This window comes from Williamsia sp. Y853 (assembly GCF_056786495.1).
The window spans coordinates 333692-349183 of record NZ_JBXCJC010000004.1 but is presented as its reverse complement, the minus strand read 5'-3'; the positions used below and the strand labels follow the sequence as shown (position 1 = coordinate 349183).

At 62.5% G+C, this 15492-nt stretch carries 15 protein-coding genes; 2 read left to right on the top strand and 13 right to left on the bottom strand.

All coding sequences use genetic code 11. The features are described 5' to 3' along the window. Positions 1 to 8 precede the first annotated feature (8 nt). The 8 genes from AC1TPF_RS22170 to hsaA all read right to left on the bottom strand — a co-directional run bounded on the left by AC1TPF_RS22170 (position 9) and on the right by hsaA (position 8243). Entirely contained in the window at positions 9 to 650 is a 642-nt protein-coding gene (locus AC1TPF_RS22170) for a TetR/AcrR family transcriptional regulator (RefSeq protein ID WP_482140773.1), read from the bottom strand. Positions 651 to 658: 8 nt separating this feature from the next. Next, the gene (locus tag AC1TPF_RS22165; RefSeq protein ID WP_482145328.1) at positions 659 to 2134 is read right to left on the bottom strand and encodes an MFS transporter; all 1476 of its coding nucleotides are present in this window, start codon (positions 2132 to 2134) and stop codon (positions 659 to 661) included. A gap of 150 nt (positions 2135 to 2284) precedes the next feature. Beyond that, on the bottom strand, positions 2285 to 3418 hold the full coding sequence (locus tag AC1TPF_RS22160; RefSeq protein ID WP_482145327.1) for a sulfotransferase family protein: 1134 nt from the start codon (positions 3416 to 3418) through the stop codon (positions 2285 to 2287). Positions 3419 to 3427: 9 nt separating this feature from the next. After that, the gene (locus AC1TPF_RS22155; RefSeq protein ID WP_482145326.1) at positions 3428 to 4237 is read right to left on the bottom strand and encodes an SDR family oxidoreductase; all 810 of its coding nucleotides are present in this window, start codon (positions 4235 to 4237) and stop codon (positions 3428 to 3430) included. Then, positions 4234 to 5421 carry a hypothetical protein gene (locus tag AC1TPF_RS22150; RefSeq protein ID WP_482140781.1) on the bottom strand — a complete coding sequence of 396 codons (1188 nt, stop codon included), beginning with the start codon at positions 5419 to 5421 and terminating at the stop codon, positions 4234 to 4236. Before AC1TPF_RS22150 ends, AC1TPF_RS22155 begins: the two co-directional genes overlap by 4 nt. Before the next feature lie 27 nt (positions 5422 to 5448). Continuing rightward, positions 5449 to 6093, bottom strand: a complete 645-nt coding sequence (gene hsaB, locus AC1TPF_RS22145) for a 3-hydroxy-9,10-secoandrosta-1,3,5(10)-triene-9,17-dione monooxygenase reductase subunit (RefSeq protein ID WP_482145325.1) — start codon at positions 6091 to 6093, stop codon at positions 5449 to 5451. Between the two features lies 1 nt (position 6094). Next, positions 6095 to 7015, bottom strand: coding sequence for an iron-dependent extradiol dioxygenase HsaC (gene hsaC / locus AC1TPF_RS22140; protein ID WP_482145324.1), 921 nt, complete (start codon positions 7013 to 7015; stop codon positions 6095 to 6097). A 46-nt stretch (positions 7016 to 7061) separates the two neighbouring features. Continuing rightward, positions 7062 to 8243, bottom strand: coding sequence for a 3-hydroxy-9,10-secoandrosta-1,3,5(10)-triene-9,17-dione monooxygenase oxygenase subunit (hsaA, locus tag AC1TPF_RS22135; RefSeq protein WP_482145323.1), 1182 nt, complete (start codon positions 8241 to 8243; stop codon positions 7062 to 7064). A 229-nt stretch (positions 8244 to 8472) separates the two neighbouring features. Between hsaA and AC1TPF_RS22130 the strand changes: the two genes are divergently transcribed. Continuing rightward, entirely contained in the window at positions 8473 to 9657 is a 1185-nt protein-coding gene (locus AC1TPF_RS22130; protein WP_482140788.1) for a 3-ketosteroid-9-alpha-monooxygenase, oxygenase component, read from the top strand. A 13-nt stretch (positions 9658 to 9670) separates the two neighbouring features. Then, complete coding sequence (locus AC1TPF_RS22125) at positions 9671 to 10027, top strand: hypothetical protein (protein WP_482140790.1); 357 nt, start codon at positions 9671 to 9673, stop codon at positions 10025 to 10027. 74 nt (positions 10028 to 10101) lie between these two features. On the opposite strand, the gene AC1TPF_RS22120 is transcribed toward AC1TPF_RS22125, so the two are convergent. The 5 genes from AC1TPF_RS22120 to AC1TPF_RS22100 all read right to left on the bottom strand — a co-directional run bounded on the left by AC1TPF_RS22120 (position 10102) and on the right by AC1TPF_RS22100 (position 15395). Further along, positions 10102 to 11139: a DUF389 domain-containing protein gene (locus AC1TPF_RS22120; RefSeq protein ID WP_482145322.1), complete on the bottom strand. Its 1038-nt coding sequence runs from the start codon at positions 11137 to 11139 to the stop codon at positions 10102 to 10104. A gap of 129 nt (positions 11140 to 11268) precedes the next feature. Beyond that, the gene (locus AC1TPF_RS22115; RefSeq protein ID WP_482145321.1) at positions 11269 to 12450 is read right to left on the bottom strand and encodes a hypothetical protein; all 1182 of its coding nucleotides are present in this window, start codon (positions 12448 to 12450) and stop codon (positions 11269 to 11271) included. Positions 12451 to 12560: 110 nt separating this feature from the next. Next, complete coding sequence (dmpG, locus tag AC1TPF_RS22110; RefSeq protein WP_482145320.1) at positions 12561 to 13622, bottom strand: 4-hydroxy-2-oxovalerate aldolase; 1062 nt, start codon at positions 13620 to 13622, stop codon at positions 12561 to 12563. Between the two features lie 3 nt (positions 13623 to 13625). After that, positions 13626 to 14546 (bottom strand): acetaldehyde dehydrogenase (acetylating), encoded by a 921-nt coding sequence (locus tag AC1TPF_RS22105; protein WP_482140798.1) that lies wholly within the window; start codon positions 14544 to 14546, stop codon positions 13626 to 13628. 60 nt (positions 14547 to 14606) lie between these two features. Continuing rightward, positions 14607 to 15395: a 2-keto-4-pentenoate hydratase gene (locus AC1TPF_RS22100; protein ID WP_482140800.1), complete on the bottom strand. Its 789-nt coding sequence runs from the start codon at positions 15393 to 15395 to the stop codon at positions 14607 to 14609. Positions 15396 to 15492 lie beyond the last annotated feature (97 nt).

Sequence of the window (15492 nt, the reverse complement as noted above, 5' to 3'; positions counted from 1 at the left end):
GGGCCCGGTCAGCGGGACTGTAGACGCACCTTGGCGCGTTGAACGTGCTGCTCGTCCATCGGCGGCTCGACGATCTGCTCGGCGCCGGGACGTAGGCCGGCGATGGCAAGCGCAAGGTGCCGCCGCCACGCGGTATCGCTGACGCCCCTGGTGGTTTCGATGACTCCACGCAGCGCCCAGAAGATGACGTCCACGTCCGACTCTGCGGCGTCCTCGCGGATACGTCCGTGTTCTTTCGCCGATGCCAGGAGCTCCGATGCGATCCGCCGGTACTCGTTCTTGAGCGCCGTGGTCTCGTCGTCGTTCCACATGCGCGAGATGCAACCCCTGTGCGATGCCTGGATCTCGCCGGTCCCGTACATGACCTGTTCGAGACCCGAGCCGTCGGTCACGTCGAGGGCCTTGGTGGCGATCGCGACCAGGTCGCTCAACAGCTGCCGAACGAGTTCGCTGATCAGTGCATCCTTGGTGGGAAACCGGCGATATAGCGTGCCGGTTCCGACTCCGGCAACCCGTGCGATCTCGTCGACGCTCGCGTCGAGGCCGCGTTCGCTGAAGACGGTTGCCGCCGCGTCCAGCAACCGTTGTCTGTTCTCGGCAGCGTCGCGCCTGAGCACTTTGTCACCGCCGGATGCCTCACGAACACTCACATCGGACCTCACTCGGATTTGTCGCCCGCCAGAGTACCGCCGGCAACCATTGCAAGCTCGGGATGCGAGAGTTCGGCAGTGTCTTCGAGATGGGTCGTCTTGTTTCGCTTCACCGCCGGGATGAACAGCGCGGCAACAGCCGCCAGACCGCCTGCGATCCCCAGCATGACAAATCCGTTCGTGTAACCGGATTCGGTCGGGACGCCCGCCGACGATGCGCCCGCAGCGACAACGCTGGCCATGAATGCCGCGCCCAACGATCCGCCGATGGTGCGGATGTTCGCATTCATTCCGCTGGCGACGCCGGTTTGGTGCGGCGGCACAGCGGCGACAACAACATTCGACATCGCCGCAAAGGCCAGCCCGAACCCGATCCCGTTGACGGCCATCGCCACGTAGATGTCGATTTCGGCCGAATGAAGAAAGGCGATCATGAAGTAGGACGTCGCGCTGATCAGCGATCCGACGATCAGAAGATTCTTGGAGCCGAAACGAGCTGCCAGACGGCCCGAGAAGAGCCCCACGGTAAACATGCCAACCGCGTTGGGCAGCAACATCAATCCCGATTCCGTGACGGTCGCACCGAATCCATACCCTGCCGAGCTGGGTGCCTGCAGGAACTGCGGCAAGAAGCCGAGTCCGGCGTACATCCCGATGCCCATCAGCAGTGCAATCAGGTTCGCAGCCCACACACTGCGGATTCGCATCATCGTCATGTCGATCAGCGGATTCGATGAGCGGGATTCGGCGATGATCCAACCGGCCAGCACAGCGGCCGCGGCCACCAGCATGCCGATCACCTTCGCCGATCCCCAACCCCACGAGGGCGCCTGACTCACGGCGAGCAGAAGCGCAACAAGCCATGCGGACAACAAAAACGCGGTGAACCAGTTGATCTTTCCGGCCGACCGGATCGGCGATTCCGGTATCAGGAAGAATGCCGCCACACCGGCGAGGCTGGTGATGATCAGTGGAATCCAGAAGAGCCAGTGGTAGCCGAGGAGGTCGACGATCGGACCGGCCAGCACGATACCGATGCCGGCCCCGACGGACACCAGTGCAGCGATCAGACCAACCGCTCCGGGCACCTTCTCTTTGGGGAACTCGTCACGGATGATGCCGAAGGCCAGGGGCAGGACTCCGCCGCCGATCCCCTGAATGGCCCGCGCAAGGATCATCATCGACAACGAAGTGGCCATCGCGGCCAGGAGCGATCCGAGCGCCAACGCGACCATCGCGATCACGAACATGCGCTTCTTGCCGTGCATGTCACCGAGTCGACCCAGGATCGGTGTGAAGATCGATGCCGACAGCAGGTAGGCCGTCAGCACCCACGTGACATCGGTCTGGTTGGTTCCCAACGCCGCCTCGACGGTCGGCAGGACCGGCATCACCAGCGATTGCAGGAGGGCGAAAGCCGATACTCCGACGGTGAGGACGGCAAAAGTCACTTGATGATGCGCCCGGGCGGGTGCGGTTTCCATTCATTCTCCTGAAGACAAAAGCGGAGACGGCACTCCGGATACTGGAATGAACCTAGCACCCGAAGCGGAGACGTCGCTCCGCATAACATCAAATCAAAGGATCACAAATGGATACCCTCAGGAATCAATGGGCCCGTTCGAGGGGTGTGGTCAGGCGAAAGCGGCGTTGACCTCGGCCTCGGTCAGGCCGTAGTCCGCCAGCGAATACTTGTGCACCGGCCGACGGTCACCGGACTGACTTTCTTCGTCAAGGGCTCGCATCGCTGCAGACGCCTCATCGCTGAAGTCCAGCCCGAATGTCCGATAAATGTTCTCCATCGTTCCCAGCGGATCCGTTCGGAAATCGCGGAAGTCGACATCGATGAATTGGGCCGGATCGTATTTGGCGCGGGCAGTGTTGAACTGGCGCAACCCGCGCGACCACAACTCCAACTGGGTCTTGCCGATCAACTCGCCCTTGAACACGGTCGACCAGCCGTCCCCGGCAGCGTCGGCCAGACTGCACATCGACGGGATGATCGTCGCCGGCGGCCGGTGCGTCTGGATGATGAGTGCGTCGGGATAGACCGCCATCAATTCGTCGAGCGCGAACAAGTGGCTGGGATTCTTCAGGATCCATCGATGCTCGGGCTCGTTCACACCGACCAACTGCAAGTTCTTCTTGTGCCTGGCGTAGGCGTTGATCCAGTCCTGCTGCTGCAGCCATTGTGAATACGTCGGCAGATATGCCAACGACTCATACGAGATCGACTTCATCGTCTGCCGGAGCAACTGCCAGCATTCCTCCACGTCGGAGGCGCTCATGTAGTGCAGGCCCATGAACTCAGGATTCTCGACGTGGTGCTGCTCGAGGCCCGACTGGATCTGCTGGAAAACCGGATTCGACTCCCAGCCCTCGCGCGGGGGTCGCGGTTGCGGGAACTCGGCGAGCCACATCTCGAGTCCCTGATGACCCGGATCGGCGGTCAGCATCCGATGCAGCGCGGTGGTGCCGGTACGCGGCAGTCCGGTCACGAAGATCGGCCGGTCCACGACGACAGAGCTGTACTGCGGGTTCGCCTTCCACGATGCCTCACTGAGCAGCCGGGCGACCAGTGCTCCGCGCAGGAAGAACCGATTCATCTTGCTCCCGAGCTCGGTCAGCCCGGCGTCGCGGACATACGATTCGAGCAGCACCCCGAGCGCCTCGGTGTAGTCGTCCTCACCGAAGTCATCGAGACCACAGGCCTTGGTCGCCGAAGCCTTGAGATCTTCGACAGTTCCGACATCAGTTCTCGTGGTCACAACAACTCCCTACACGTGGTACTCGCCGCAATTGACATCGAGCGTCTGGCCGGTGATCGCACTGGCCCAATCGGACGCCAAAAATACTGCGGCCCGGGCGATCTCATCAGGTTCAGGGAGCCTTTTGAGATCAGACTTCGACGCAGTCTGCTCATAGACCTGCTCCGGGGTGATGCCGTACTTCTTCGCGACCTCACCGAAATACCATTTCAGCTGGTCGTCCCAGATGTAACCCGGTGCGACGGTGTTGACCCGGATGCCCTTGTCACCCAGTTCCGTGGCCAGCGTCTGAGACATCGCCAGCAGCGCCGATTTGGCCAGCTTGTAGCTGCCGTATCGGGGCTCGGAATGACGGATGACCATCGAGTTGATCATCACCACCGACCCCGAGGTCTTCTCGAGTTCGTCGGTGAACGCCTTGGTCATTCTCAGCCCGCCCAGGATCGTCAGATCCAGGCTGGCCCGGATGTGATCGAAGTCGGTGCGGGCCAACGGTTTCATCGATGGCAGCGCGAATGCGTTGTTGACGAGCACATCGACTTTTCCGAACTCGGAGACGGTCGCGTCGACGAGACCGGTGACCGCGTCATCATCGGTGATGTCCGTCGGAACCTGCAAGGTGACCCCACCGGACGCGGTGATCTCGTTCGCGATCTCCTCGAGTCGCGACGCCGTGCGGGCTGCGAGGACAACCCTGGCGCCTGCCGCGGCCGCCTGCAGGCAGATCGATCGGCCCAACCCCGGTCCGACACCACCCACGACAACAACCTTGCCGTCCAGCAATCCGGTTCCCGCAGTGGCCATTCCAGAAATTGTCATCCGAGCATCCTTTGTCCAAACCCTCGCTGGCGCTCTGCAATCCGTTCTCGCCATTGCTCGTCCGTCACGACGTTCGATTCGTGATACGGCAGATGCGCAGGCACATCGGCGATGTCGATGATCGCCACCGACGGACCGTCGGAAGCCGTCAGTGTCCGGCTGACCCGCTGCCACCGGAACTGCGCGATCCCCCGCTGCCGCCCGGTCGTCTCGATCCAATTCGCCACACCCGGACTCTTCGCGCTCACGACAAGCCGGATCATGCCGTCGGGGTCGACCTGCGCCTGCGCGGCATTCAGGCTGGTCTGATGATTGACATAGTCGAGCGAGATGTACCACATACTGCCGAGCTGAAATCCTTGATACGGCGCATCAGATTTCGGCACGGTGATGAGCATGGCCTCGTCATCGGCGAGTTCGTAGTGTCCCACCGATGAGAACTGAGTGCTCAGTCCGCCAGGGGTGAGCCGAGGCTCGGTGAGCGTGTTGACGGGGAGGTCGAGGTAAAACCACTTGGGAAAGTTGAACCAGGTGTTGATCCGCGACAACAACATCTTGCCCGCGATCTCATAGCGGCGCTTGATCTGCGCCAGTCCGGGTTCGTCCGGTGCGGTACCGACGGAGTCGACCCGTTCGATCCGGATGGACCCTTTGCGCTGATCCCAGCGGTTGTACACCTCACGGACCGCCAGCATCGACGATCCCTCACCGAGGACAAAGTAGTTGGGGCCGGGATCGGCTTTCGGTGGCCCGAAGCGCAATTCGAATGAACCGTCAGGCTCGATCTGCAGGCGCCGGTCATCAAAAGCGTCGTCTCCGCCGGGAACGTTGGCCGAGGTGTAATCACCCTTGAGGACCTGGAAGCTCAGATCCACTGTGTCACCGCGCGTTCCGGTGATCACATACTCGGCATCAGGCACCACATTGGCGTGGTAGTACAGCGTATCCGGATTGTCGAGGCCCATCTTCGCGTAGGGACCGGTGGACGTGACCAGAAATGGATGACTCTTCGCATGCGCCCAGGCCATCTGCAGGCTTGCCTTGATACTGCCTGACAGATAGTCGAACCCTTCGGCCAGATCCTGCTCATTCCGAATGAATTCGGCTCCGGCAATCAGCTTTTCGGCCTCGGTGATCGCCTCCCTGAAGGGACCCGTCACGTCGGGGGCGAAAGGTTGTGTCATCTCTCTCCTTTGAGAAAACCCGGACACCTACAACCAGGTGTCGCCACCGTTCCAGGTCAGGAAGTTCTCCAGCTCGGCCTGCGCGGGCGTGACCCGCGGGTGCTCCGTGGACAGGTATCCGCCACGGTAGAACAACAAGGGCTTGTCCTGCAGCACTTCTCCCAAAGTCTGCACCCGCCCGATCGCGATGTAGTGGTCGCCGCCGTCGTCGACACGGTCGAGTGTGCAATCCACCCACGACAACGAATGCCTGATGACCGGTAGCCCCAGGGGCGACGGCTCCCATTCGATGCCGGCGAACTTGTCGTCGCCGGGCGCACCGAACGCGGCACTGACGGCCTGCTGACTGTTCGAGAGGACATTGACGCAGAACTTCTTGCTCTGCTCGATGACCTTCCAGCTGCGCGACGTCTTCATCGGACAGAACAGCACCAGCGGCGGGTCAAGCGACAACGCGGCAAAGGACTGGCACGCGAAACCGACCGGTGTGCCGTCGTCGGTCACCGTGGTGATCACCGTGACGCCGGTACAGAACTGCCCCATGGCGGTCCGGAACTGCCGCGCATCGAAATCGTCGGTACCTCGCGGGTGACGCAAAAAGGATCGAGCTCCGCCTTCGGCTTCGTCTCCAGCGAAAGGTCGAGCTCCGCCTTCGGCTTCGTCTCCAGCCATATCAGGCGTTCTTGAATCCGATGGAGAAATCGTGGCCCCACAGACTGACGGCGGTACTCTCCCTGGCAACCCAGTCGTGATCGTCGACCTGGCGCCCCTCACAACCGAATTCGATGTCGAAACCACCCGGGGTCTTCATGTAGAACGAGTACATCAGATCGTTGACATGACGGCCGAGCGTTGCCGACATGGGCACCTTCTTGCGAAGGGCCCGGTCGTGCGCCAAGCCCACGTCGTCGGTGTTCTCCACCTCGATCATCAGGTGCACGATCCCGGTGTCATTCGGGAAGGGCAAGAACGCCAGGCTGTGATGGCGCGGGTTGCAGCCGAAGAACCGCAGCCACACCGGCGGGCTACCCGGTTCACGGCCTGCAATCTCTGCGGGCAACCGCATCGAGTCGCGCAGCCGGAAGCCGAGTACGTCCCGATAGAACTCGAGCGATGCGTTGTCGTCGTCGGTGGTGAGCACCACGTGACCCAGGCCCTGTTCGCCGGTGACGAACTTGTGCCCGTACGGACTCACGATCCGGCGGTGTTGCAGTGCCACACCATGAAACGCTTCGAGTACGTTGCCCGACGGATCGGAGAAGACGATCATCTCGACCACCTGACGGTCGGCGAGTTCGAAGTCCTTTGCCTCCCGGAATATCACACCCGCCGCCGACAACCGATCCCGAACATCCTGCAATGCAGCAGCATTGGCGCACTCCCAGCCGGAACTGGCGAGGTGGTCGCGATCACCCGGTACGATCACCAGCCGTGCCGGGAAGTCGTCCATCCGCAGGTACACCGCACCTTCGGTGAGCCCGCTGCCCTCCGACATGCCGAGGACCTTGAGTCCGTAGTCACGCCAGGCGGCCACGTCCGTGGCCTCGATACGCATGTACCCCAGCGAACGAACGGGGCCGAAATCTTGCGTCATCGTCGATCTGCTCCTTGTGCGAGAGTTGCCGAATGTGGGTGGCTCATCAGACCATCGTGTCGCCGATCGGGATGCCGAACTCGCCGTTTCCGAACGCGACATAGGCCCTTTCGGCATCGTTGGCGGCGTGCACGCGTCCGGCATGGGCATCGCGCCAGAACCGCTGGATGGGTGTGCCGAGATCGAGTGCGTGCGCACCCGAGTTCTCGAAGAGCCTGTCGATCGAGGCGATGGACCGACCGGTGGCCCGCACCTGATCGCGACGGGCCTTCAGCCGCAACTCCATCGGAACATCTTCGCCGGCCACCAGTAGGTTGTACTCGGCCTGAAGGTTGCCCGAAAGCTGCGTCCACGCCGCGTCGATATCACTGGCCGCCTCGGCGATCCGGACTTTGGCGAACGGATCGTCCTTGGCCTTCTCCCCTGCATACGCGGCCCGGACCCGCTTGCCCTGATGTTCGACGTGCGCTTCATAGGCACCGTAGGCCATCCCGACGATCGGGGCCGAAATGGTACTGGGATGGATTGTTCCCCAAGGCATCTTGTAGACCGGCGCGGTGTTCTGCTCCAGGCCAGGGGCCGCTCCGGTACTCATCGCCCGGAAGCTGAGCATCCGGTGGTTCGGCACGAAGACATCCTTGACGTCGATCGTGTTCGAGCCGGTGCCCTTGAGTCCCACCACATTCCAGACGTCCCGGATCTCGTAGTCGGATCGCGGGATCAGGAAGCTGACAAAGTCGACCGGCTTGCCACTCTTGATCACCGGTCCACCGAGCACCACCCAGCTGGCGTGACCCGATCCGGACGACCACGCCCAGGACCCGTTGACCTTGTAGCCACCCTCGACGACCTCGCCCATACCCATCGGCGCATACGACGACGAGATCCGGACCGAAGGGTCCTGACCCCAGACGTCTTCTTGCGCCTGCTGCGGGTACAGAGCCAGATGCCAGTTGTGGACTCCGATGATGCCCGCGACCCATCCGGTGGATCCACACGCGGACCCGAGACGGCGCACAGCCTCGTAGAAAGTCACAGGATCGGCCTGATAGCCACCCCACTGTTCGGGCTGCAACAGCTTGAAGAAGCCGATGTCGACCAGCGATGCGATCGTCTCATCCGGGATCTGGCGCAGATCCTCTGCTTCTTGTGCGCGTTGCGCGATCTCGGGTAGCAGGGCACTGATCTTTTCCAGTACCTCTGCCCCTGCCTGCCTGCCGTCACTCATCGAGCAACTCCTCGCTGTCGTTCCACGTCTACTCAAACGAGACTAGAACACGTTCTCATTTATGTCGAGTACTGCGCGTTTACCTTGCTTTCCTGCACCGTTTCGCCAATTCCCCTGGTATCGAACCGCACTTTTTTGTAACATGTTCTACTAAGCGCCTGCGCTTAAGCGCGAGAAGCCTGTGGATGTACAGACAGGGTGGGCAAGCAAAAGTACGAGGGAGCAGCAGATGACCGACATCGATGGCGGCGCGATCCGCGAAATCGACACCGGAACCCCACCGACCCGCTTTGCGAGGGGCTGGCACTGCCTGGGTCTGCTGTCCGATTACGACGACGGAAACCCGCATTCGGTTCAGGTCTTCGGCACCAAGCTGGTGGTCTGGGTATCCGAGGGTGAACTGAAGATCCTCGACGCATACTGCAGGCACATGGGCGGCGACCTGTCGCAGGGATCGATCAAGGACGGCAATGTCGCTTGCCCGTTCCATGACTGGCGATGGAAGGGCAACGGCCGCTGCGCCGGCGTGCCCTATGCAAAACGCGCGCCCAAGCTCGCCAAGACGCGTTCCTGGCCGGGCATGATCCGTAACGGACAGATTTTCGTCTACAACGACCCCGAGGGCAATCCGCCACCAGACGCCGTCGTCATTCCCGAACTCGACGAATTGAACAGCGACGAGTGGACCGGCTGGACCTGGAACAAGGTGGTCATCGAAGGTTCGAACTGCCGCGAGATCATCGACAACGTCGTCGACATGGCGCACTTCTTCTACGTGCACTACTCGTTGCCGGACTACTTCAAGAACGTCTTCGAGGGTGAGACCGCAGCACAGTACATGAACTCGCACGGCCGTCCGGATGTCGACATCATGACCGCGTACGGCGACACCAAGCTCGAATCCATTGCCGCGTACTACGGTCCGGCCTACATGTTGAATCCGATGGTGCAGTACTACGGCGGCTACGCCATCGAGACGATCCTGACCAACTGCCACTACCCGATCGACAACAATTCGTTCGTGCTGATGTACGGCGTGATCGCCAAGATTCCCGAGGGTCTCACCTCCGAGCAGGCGAGCAAGATGGCTGCCAAGATCACCGCGGGCATCGAGGTCGGCTTTCTGCAGGACGTCGAGATCTGGAAACACAAGAGCCGTATCGACAATCCCTTGCTCGTCGAAGAAGACGGTCCGGTCTACCAGTTGCGCCGCTGGTACGAACAGTTCTACGTCGACAACGCCGATGTCACCGAAGAGATGACCCAGCGCTACGAGTACGAGATCGATACCACCAAGGCTGTCGAGAACTGGAATCTCGAAGTCGAAGAGAATCTGCGACTGAAGGCAGAGCGCGAGTCGGCGGGATCAACTGCCGCCGACCAGGATGCCGCAGATTCGGTATCGGCGACCTGATGTTCGATCGGTCATGAGTGCGAACTGGTCCAAAGCTCCGGATTTCACCGATCCGGAACGCAGGGCTGCAGTCCGCGCCGACACGTCCCGCGACAAGGAGCACTACCTACGCGGCGGCCTGACCGAAATCGAGTGCCGCACATGCCATGCTCACGTGCTGGTGAAGAAGTACAGCCCCCATCACACCAGCGTGCAATGGACCGCGCAGGCACGCGAACAATGCCCTGAACTCGAGGCGATTCGCGCCAAGGGCGGCAACCCGGCGATGCACCCGACCTGCCCACGACTGTCCGCGAGTATCGATCACGGCGTCAGCGAGGGCATCGTCGCCAAGGAGTCACCCGACGTCGACCCCGACGGGTACTACTGACTCCACCCTGGACAACCAAACGCCATCCCCGCAATCTGATTGCGGGGATGGCGTTTTCAGATGGTTCGGAAGGGTTACTGCTGCTCGTCTGGTCCCGGTTGCTGACCTTCGGGATTCGGGTACGGGTTCTGACCTTCGGGAGTCTGGTTCGGATTCTCAGCAGGATGTTGCCCGGAGTTCTGCGGCTGACCGTAACCTTGTTGCGGCGGAGCGTATCCGCCGGGCTGCTGCGGTTGGCCGTAACCCTGTTGCTGCGGCGGACCGTATCCACCGGGCTGCTGCGGCGAACCGTATTCACCGGGCTGCCGCGGCGCGTAACCCTGTTGCGGCGGCGGACCATATCCGCCGGGCTGCTGCGGCGGACCGTAACCCGGCTGAGGCTGACCATGACCGGGGCCCTCAGACCTGACGGGCTTGGCGGTCAGCGCGAGGTAGGTGGCAAGGCCGGCAACAACAAGCGCGACAAATGCGCCGACGGTGACCAGCCACAACCCCCATCCGGCACTGACTTCGGATGTATCACCGGCGTTACCGCTGATCACAGCGGTACCCGGGTCGGATATGAAGATCAAAGCCATGATTACCGCTATCACCCCGAGCACGGCACCTGCGACCGCCGCAATCCCGGGGAATAGGTTCACGATCAGCGCAGCGCCTGCGCCGACAACTAGCACACCGACAATCATGGTGTAGAGGCCCGGGGCACTCGTGTCGTTCTCGGCTCGGGCTTCGGCCTCTTCGATCTGGCCCGAGCTGGCATCGCTGCCACCGGCATCGATTGACACCGAACCGGTTCCGGTGATGGAGATCCCACCGTCGGCCAGATCCTGCGATGCCCAGCTGAAGAAGCTGAACACCACCATCGCTACGCCCGCAACCACCAGTGCGACACCGGCGAACTTCAGGGTCGGGTTACTGGACGACGGTGCCAGCAACGCAGTCGTCGAGGACTTCTGACCCGCCGGAGCTCCAAACGGTGGCTGGTGACCCGGCTGCTGCGGCGACTGATGCCCGCCGGGTTGGTAGCCCCCTGGCTGCCCCTGATTCGGCTGCCCGCCGGGTTCGTTGGGTGGATATCCACCGCTGTTTCCGGGTGGCGGTCCGTACGTCATGGTGTACCCCTGATCTGTCGTCCGCCCGCCGGCTCGCGGGCACAAATATGCGAAGACGCGAATACTGATCGTAACGCTCCACGACAGATCGTTAAAGGGTCATGCAATTTCCCGAAATGTCGCAAGGTGTCAGGACTTGGTTGTCGGCTCTCGGGGATCCGGGGGCGGGCGGCGACCCGGCGGCGGTGGCGGTGACTGTCGACTGCGCCGGATCGGCGGCAGCCCACGATCGACTCCCGCATTCGGAACCGGGTGCCGAACCGGGGGAAACCCTCGCGAATCATCTTGGGACGCACGCTGGTTCGGACGGTAGCGCGGGCTGGACGCCTGCGACGAGCGGTACGTCTCGGCCCCTGGGTGCGACAGGTGGCCCTCGGACGGACGACGGCCCATCCGGTCTGTCGAACTTGTCGGGCGGGCCCGATAGCCGGGTTCCGGTCGAGGGCCGTTGTTCGGACGCGGAGCGGCCGACCCGGAGTTGTGGTTCGGACGCGGAGCGGCCGACCCGGAGTTGTGGTTCGGGCGCGGAGCAGCCAATCCGTCGTCGCGGTAGCGGGGTGCGGCGGCGCGAGGACCCGCGTGCACAGGCGATTTCGTAGAGTCCCGACGAGCCGATCTGTCTGCGCCGTCAGATGTCTTGCGCACGAGCGGCCGTCGCGTGCCGCGCATCGCGACAACAACGGCAGAACACGACACCACCACTGCCACAGACGCACCGAGCGTCACCAACCAGAGTCCGAGTGCGGCAAAACCGATCCCGGCATCCCCGGTGCCGTCGAGTACCGCAGTGCCAGGGGCGAACAGATATTCAAGGGACATGAACAATCCGATCAGTGCCGGCACGGCACCTGCCAGAGCCCCGATCCCGGGGTAACGGTTGACCAACAACATCGCCCCCGACACAACAAGCAGCACTCCGAGGCCTGCGGTGACGATGCCGGGCGAATTGCTCCGTTTATCCAGTTCGGCAGCCACCTCGGTCGCCTCGCCCAGCGTCTGGGCCCGGACGTCAGAGATCTCGAGCGTCACCGAGCCCATGCCGGTCACGGAAATGCTGAGGCCATCGTCCGAGGCAGCCGTCCAGGTGAAGAAGCTGAAGACCACCATCAGCGATCCGGCAGCCGCAAGCGCGACGCCCAGAACCCGCAGGCGCCAGTCGCTCGAACGTGCCGCGAACAACCCACCGTCACTCGGTTGCCGGCCTTTCGCAGCGCGTCCACGCGTCTGCCCCACCTCGACCGGGGCCGATCGAGGATGAGGCGCCGACGACGCCCTTCCACCGACATCTGCACGTGTCCGGTCGTACGTCATCTGCGCCCTCGTGATCAGCTCGCACTGCAGCCGACCCACGCCGGAGTCGCCAATTCGGACAGATCGTAACCCGCAAGCCCGCCGACAATGCTGATCAGCGCGCCCTTCGGTCAGATTCCGGCGTTGGCGTCCTGCTTCTTCTTGAGTTCCAGGGCTATATCGATCAGCTGGTCTTCCTGGCCGCCCACGAGTTTGCGGCTTCCGGCCTCGATCAGGATGTCGGCGGCACTGACGCCGTACTTGTCGGCATGCCCTTCAGCGTGCTTGAGGAAGGAGCTGTAGCAACCGGCATAGCCCATCATCATCGCCGGACGATCGACCAGGCATTCAGTGGGCATGACCGGCCGGACGACGTCCTGCGCGGCATCCGCGATCTTCATGAAGTCGATACCGGTGGTGATTCCGAGTTTGTCGCACACCCCGACAAATGCTTCCACCGGGGTGTTGCCCGCGCCCGCACCGAAACGGCGCACCGAACCGTCGATCTGCTGAGCGCCTGCCCTCACGGCCGCAATTGAATTGGCCACCGCGATGTCGAGATTCTCGTGTCCGTGGAATCCGATCTGCGCATCGTCGCCGAGCTCTGCTCGCAGCGCCGAAACCCGATCCGACACCTGTTCGAGCACCAGGGCCCCTGCCGAATCGACCACGTAGACACACTGGCAACCGGCGTCGGCCATGATCCGTGCCTGCTTGGCAAGCACTTCCGGTGGCTGACTGTGCGACATCATCAGGAAGCCGACGGTCTCCAGACCGAGCTCACGGGCGAGGCCGAAGTGCTGAATCGACACATCGGCCTCGGTGCAATGGGTGGCGATCCGGCAGATCTGTGCACCGTTGTCCTGCGCGGCGCGGATGTCGTCCTTGATGCCCAGGCCAGGCAGCATCAGGAATGCGATCTTGGCGGACTTCGCCGTCTCCACTGCGGCCTTGATCAGTTGCTGCTCCGGTGTTTTCGAGAAACCGTAGTTGAAGGAAGAACCGCCGAGACCATCACCGTGGGTCACCTCGATGACCGGGACCCCGGCGCCGTCGAGGGCGCCGACGATGTCGCGGACCTCCTGCTCGGTGAACTGGTGCCGCTTGTGGTGGCTGCCGTCACGCAGGGACGAGTCCGTGATGCGGATGTCGAGGGTGTCGCTGTACTTGCGAGGATCGTTGATACCGAACATTACTCAGACCCCTACCTTTTTCTGTGCTGCGGCCAGTTTCAGTTTCGCGATCTCTTCGCCGACCTTGGTGGCGGCGGCGGTCATGATGTCGAGGTTCCCGGCGTACGGGGGCAGGAAGTCGCCGGCACCTTCGACCTCGACGAAGATCGACACGCGGGCCATCCCGCCGTTGCCGACACTCGGCGCATCGAACTGGGGATCCTGCAGCAGCCGATATCCCGGCACGTACTCCTGGATCTCCTTCTCCCGCTTGTGAATCGCCTCGGCGATCGCGTCGATGTCGGCGTCTTCGGGGATGGCACAGAAGATGGTGTCACGCATGATCATCGGCGGATCGGCGGGGTTGAGGATGATGATGGCCTTGCCGCGTTCGGCACCACCTATCGTCTCGATGCCGCGGGAGGTGGTCTTGGTGAACTCGTCGATGTTGGCGCGGGTACCCGGGCCTGCCGACTTCGACGACACCGACGCGACGATCTCCGCGTAGACCACCGGGACCACCGACGAGACGGCGTGCACCATCGGGATGGTGGCCTGTCCGCCGCAGGTGATCATGTTCGTGTTCGGTGCATCGAGATGCTCGCGCAGGTTGGCAGGCGGCACCACCGCGGGTCCCACCGCCGCGGGCGTCAGGTCGATGGCGGTGATGCCGGCGGCCTCGTACTTGGGCGCGTACTCGCGGTGCACGTACGCAGACGTGGCCTCGAAGATGAGGTCCGGTTTCTCGGCCGACGCCAGTAGTTCGTCGGCGCCTCCCGACATCGTGATCAGCCCATGGTCGGCGGCCCGTTTCATGCCTTCGGACTCGGCGTCGATACCCACCATCCACCTGGGTGAGATGACCTCTGAGCGTGCGAGTTTGTACATGAGATCGGTGCCGATATTGCCCGATCCGATGATTGCGGCGGTGATCTTGTCAGCCACGTGTACTCCTAACGTTGGACTGTGTCGGTGGCGAAAATCAATCGGCGATGTCGCATCTTTCTAACTGAAATCCAGAGTCACACTTCCTAACCCGACAAAGTCGGCAACAAAGTGATCCCCGGAACGAATATCGATCGCACGGGTCGCGGTTCCGGGCAAGATCACATCACCCTTGCGCAATCTGACCCCAAAACTCTCGACCTTCCTGGCCAGCCACGACACCGCGTTGAGCGGGTGCCCGAGGACCGCACTGGAATTGCCTTCGGCGATCAGCTCGCCGTTGCGGTGCAGGGTGGCGTCGATGTTGCCGGTGTCGATATCTGCGATCCGAACCCGCTGCTCACCGAGTACCCAGCCGCAGGAGGAGGCGTTGTCGGCGATGGTGTCGGGTAGGGAGATCTTCCAGTCCCGGATCCGGCTGTCGATGAGCTCGATGGAGGGAACCACCCATTCCACCGCCGCGATCACGTCTTCATTGGTGCATCCGGCGCCGGGCAGATCTTCTCCGAGGATGAACCCCACCTCCACCTCGACACGGGGGTAGCAGAACTTCGTCGCGTCGATCGGCGTGTGCTCGTGGTACTGCATCACGTCGAGCAGATGTCCGTAGTCGGGCTCGTCGACCCCCATCATCTTTTGCATCGCCTCGGACGCCAGGCCCACCTTGTGCCCGGCGATCGTGGCACCGGCGGCCAGCCGCTTCCGGATGTTGATCAGCTGGATCTCGTATGCATCGGTCACGTCGAGATCCGGGTACGCCGCGGCCGGCGGATCGATGGCGGCAGCATGCAGCTCGGCGTCCGCCAAATCGTCGGCGATCTGCTGGCGCAGCCGGTCGGAGATCGTCACCACTTGCCTCACTTCTGGAGTTCGAGCGAAATAGAACGTGTTTCGGTTTTGACCCTCTGAAGGCCTCGCCAACCCATTCCGGGCTGGTATAGCCTGC

Coding starts and splice junctions, on each gene's coding strand:
- AC1TPF_RS22165 (WP_482145328.1), bottom strand. CDS start 2,134: ATGGAAACCGCACCCGCCCGGGCGCATCATCAAGTGACTTTTGCCGTC.
- AC1TPF_RS22155 (WP_482145326.1), bottom strand. CDS start 4,237: ATGACAATTTCTGGAATGGCCACTGCGGGAACCGGATTGCTGGACGGC.
- AC1TPF_RS22150 (WP_482140781.1), bottom strand. CDS start 5,421: ATGACACAACCTTTCGCCCCCGACGTGACGGGTCCCTTCAGGGAGGCG.
- hsaB (WP_482145325.1), bottom strand. CDS start 6,093: ATGGCTGGAGACGAAGCCGAAGGCGGAGCTCGACCTTTCGCTGGAGAC.
- hsaC (WP_482145324.1), bottom strand. CDS start 7,015: ATGACGCAAGATTTCGGCCCCGTTCGTTCGCTGGGGTACATGCGTATC.
- hsaA (WP_482145323.1), bottom strand. CDS start 8,243: ATGAGTGACGGCAGGCAGGCAGGGGCAGAGGTACTGGAAAAGATCAGT.
- AC1TPF_RS22130 (WP_482140788.1), top strand. CDS start 8,473: ATGACCGACATCGATGGCGGCGCGATCCGCGAAATCGACACCGGAACC.
- AC1TPF_RS22125 (WP_482140790.1), top strand. CDS start 9,671: ATGAGTGCGAACTGGTCCAAAGCTCCGGATTTCACCGATCCGGAACGC.
- AC1TPF_RS22120 (WP_482145322.1), bottom strand. CDS start 11,139: ATGACGTACGGACCGCCACCCGGAAACAGCGGTGGATATCCACCCAAC.
- AC1TPF_RS22115 (WP_482145321.1), bottom strand. CDS start 12,450: ATGACGTACGACCGGACACGTGCAGATGTCGGTGGAAGGGCGTCGTCG.
- dmpG (WP_482145320.1), bottom strand. CDS start 13,622: ATGTTCGGTATCAACGATCCTCGCAAGTACAGCGACACCCTCGACATC.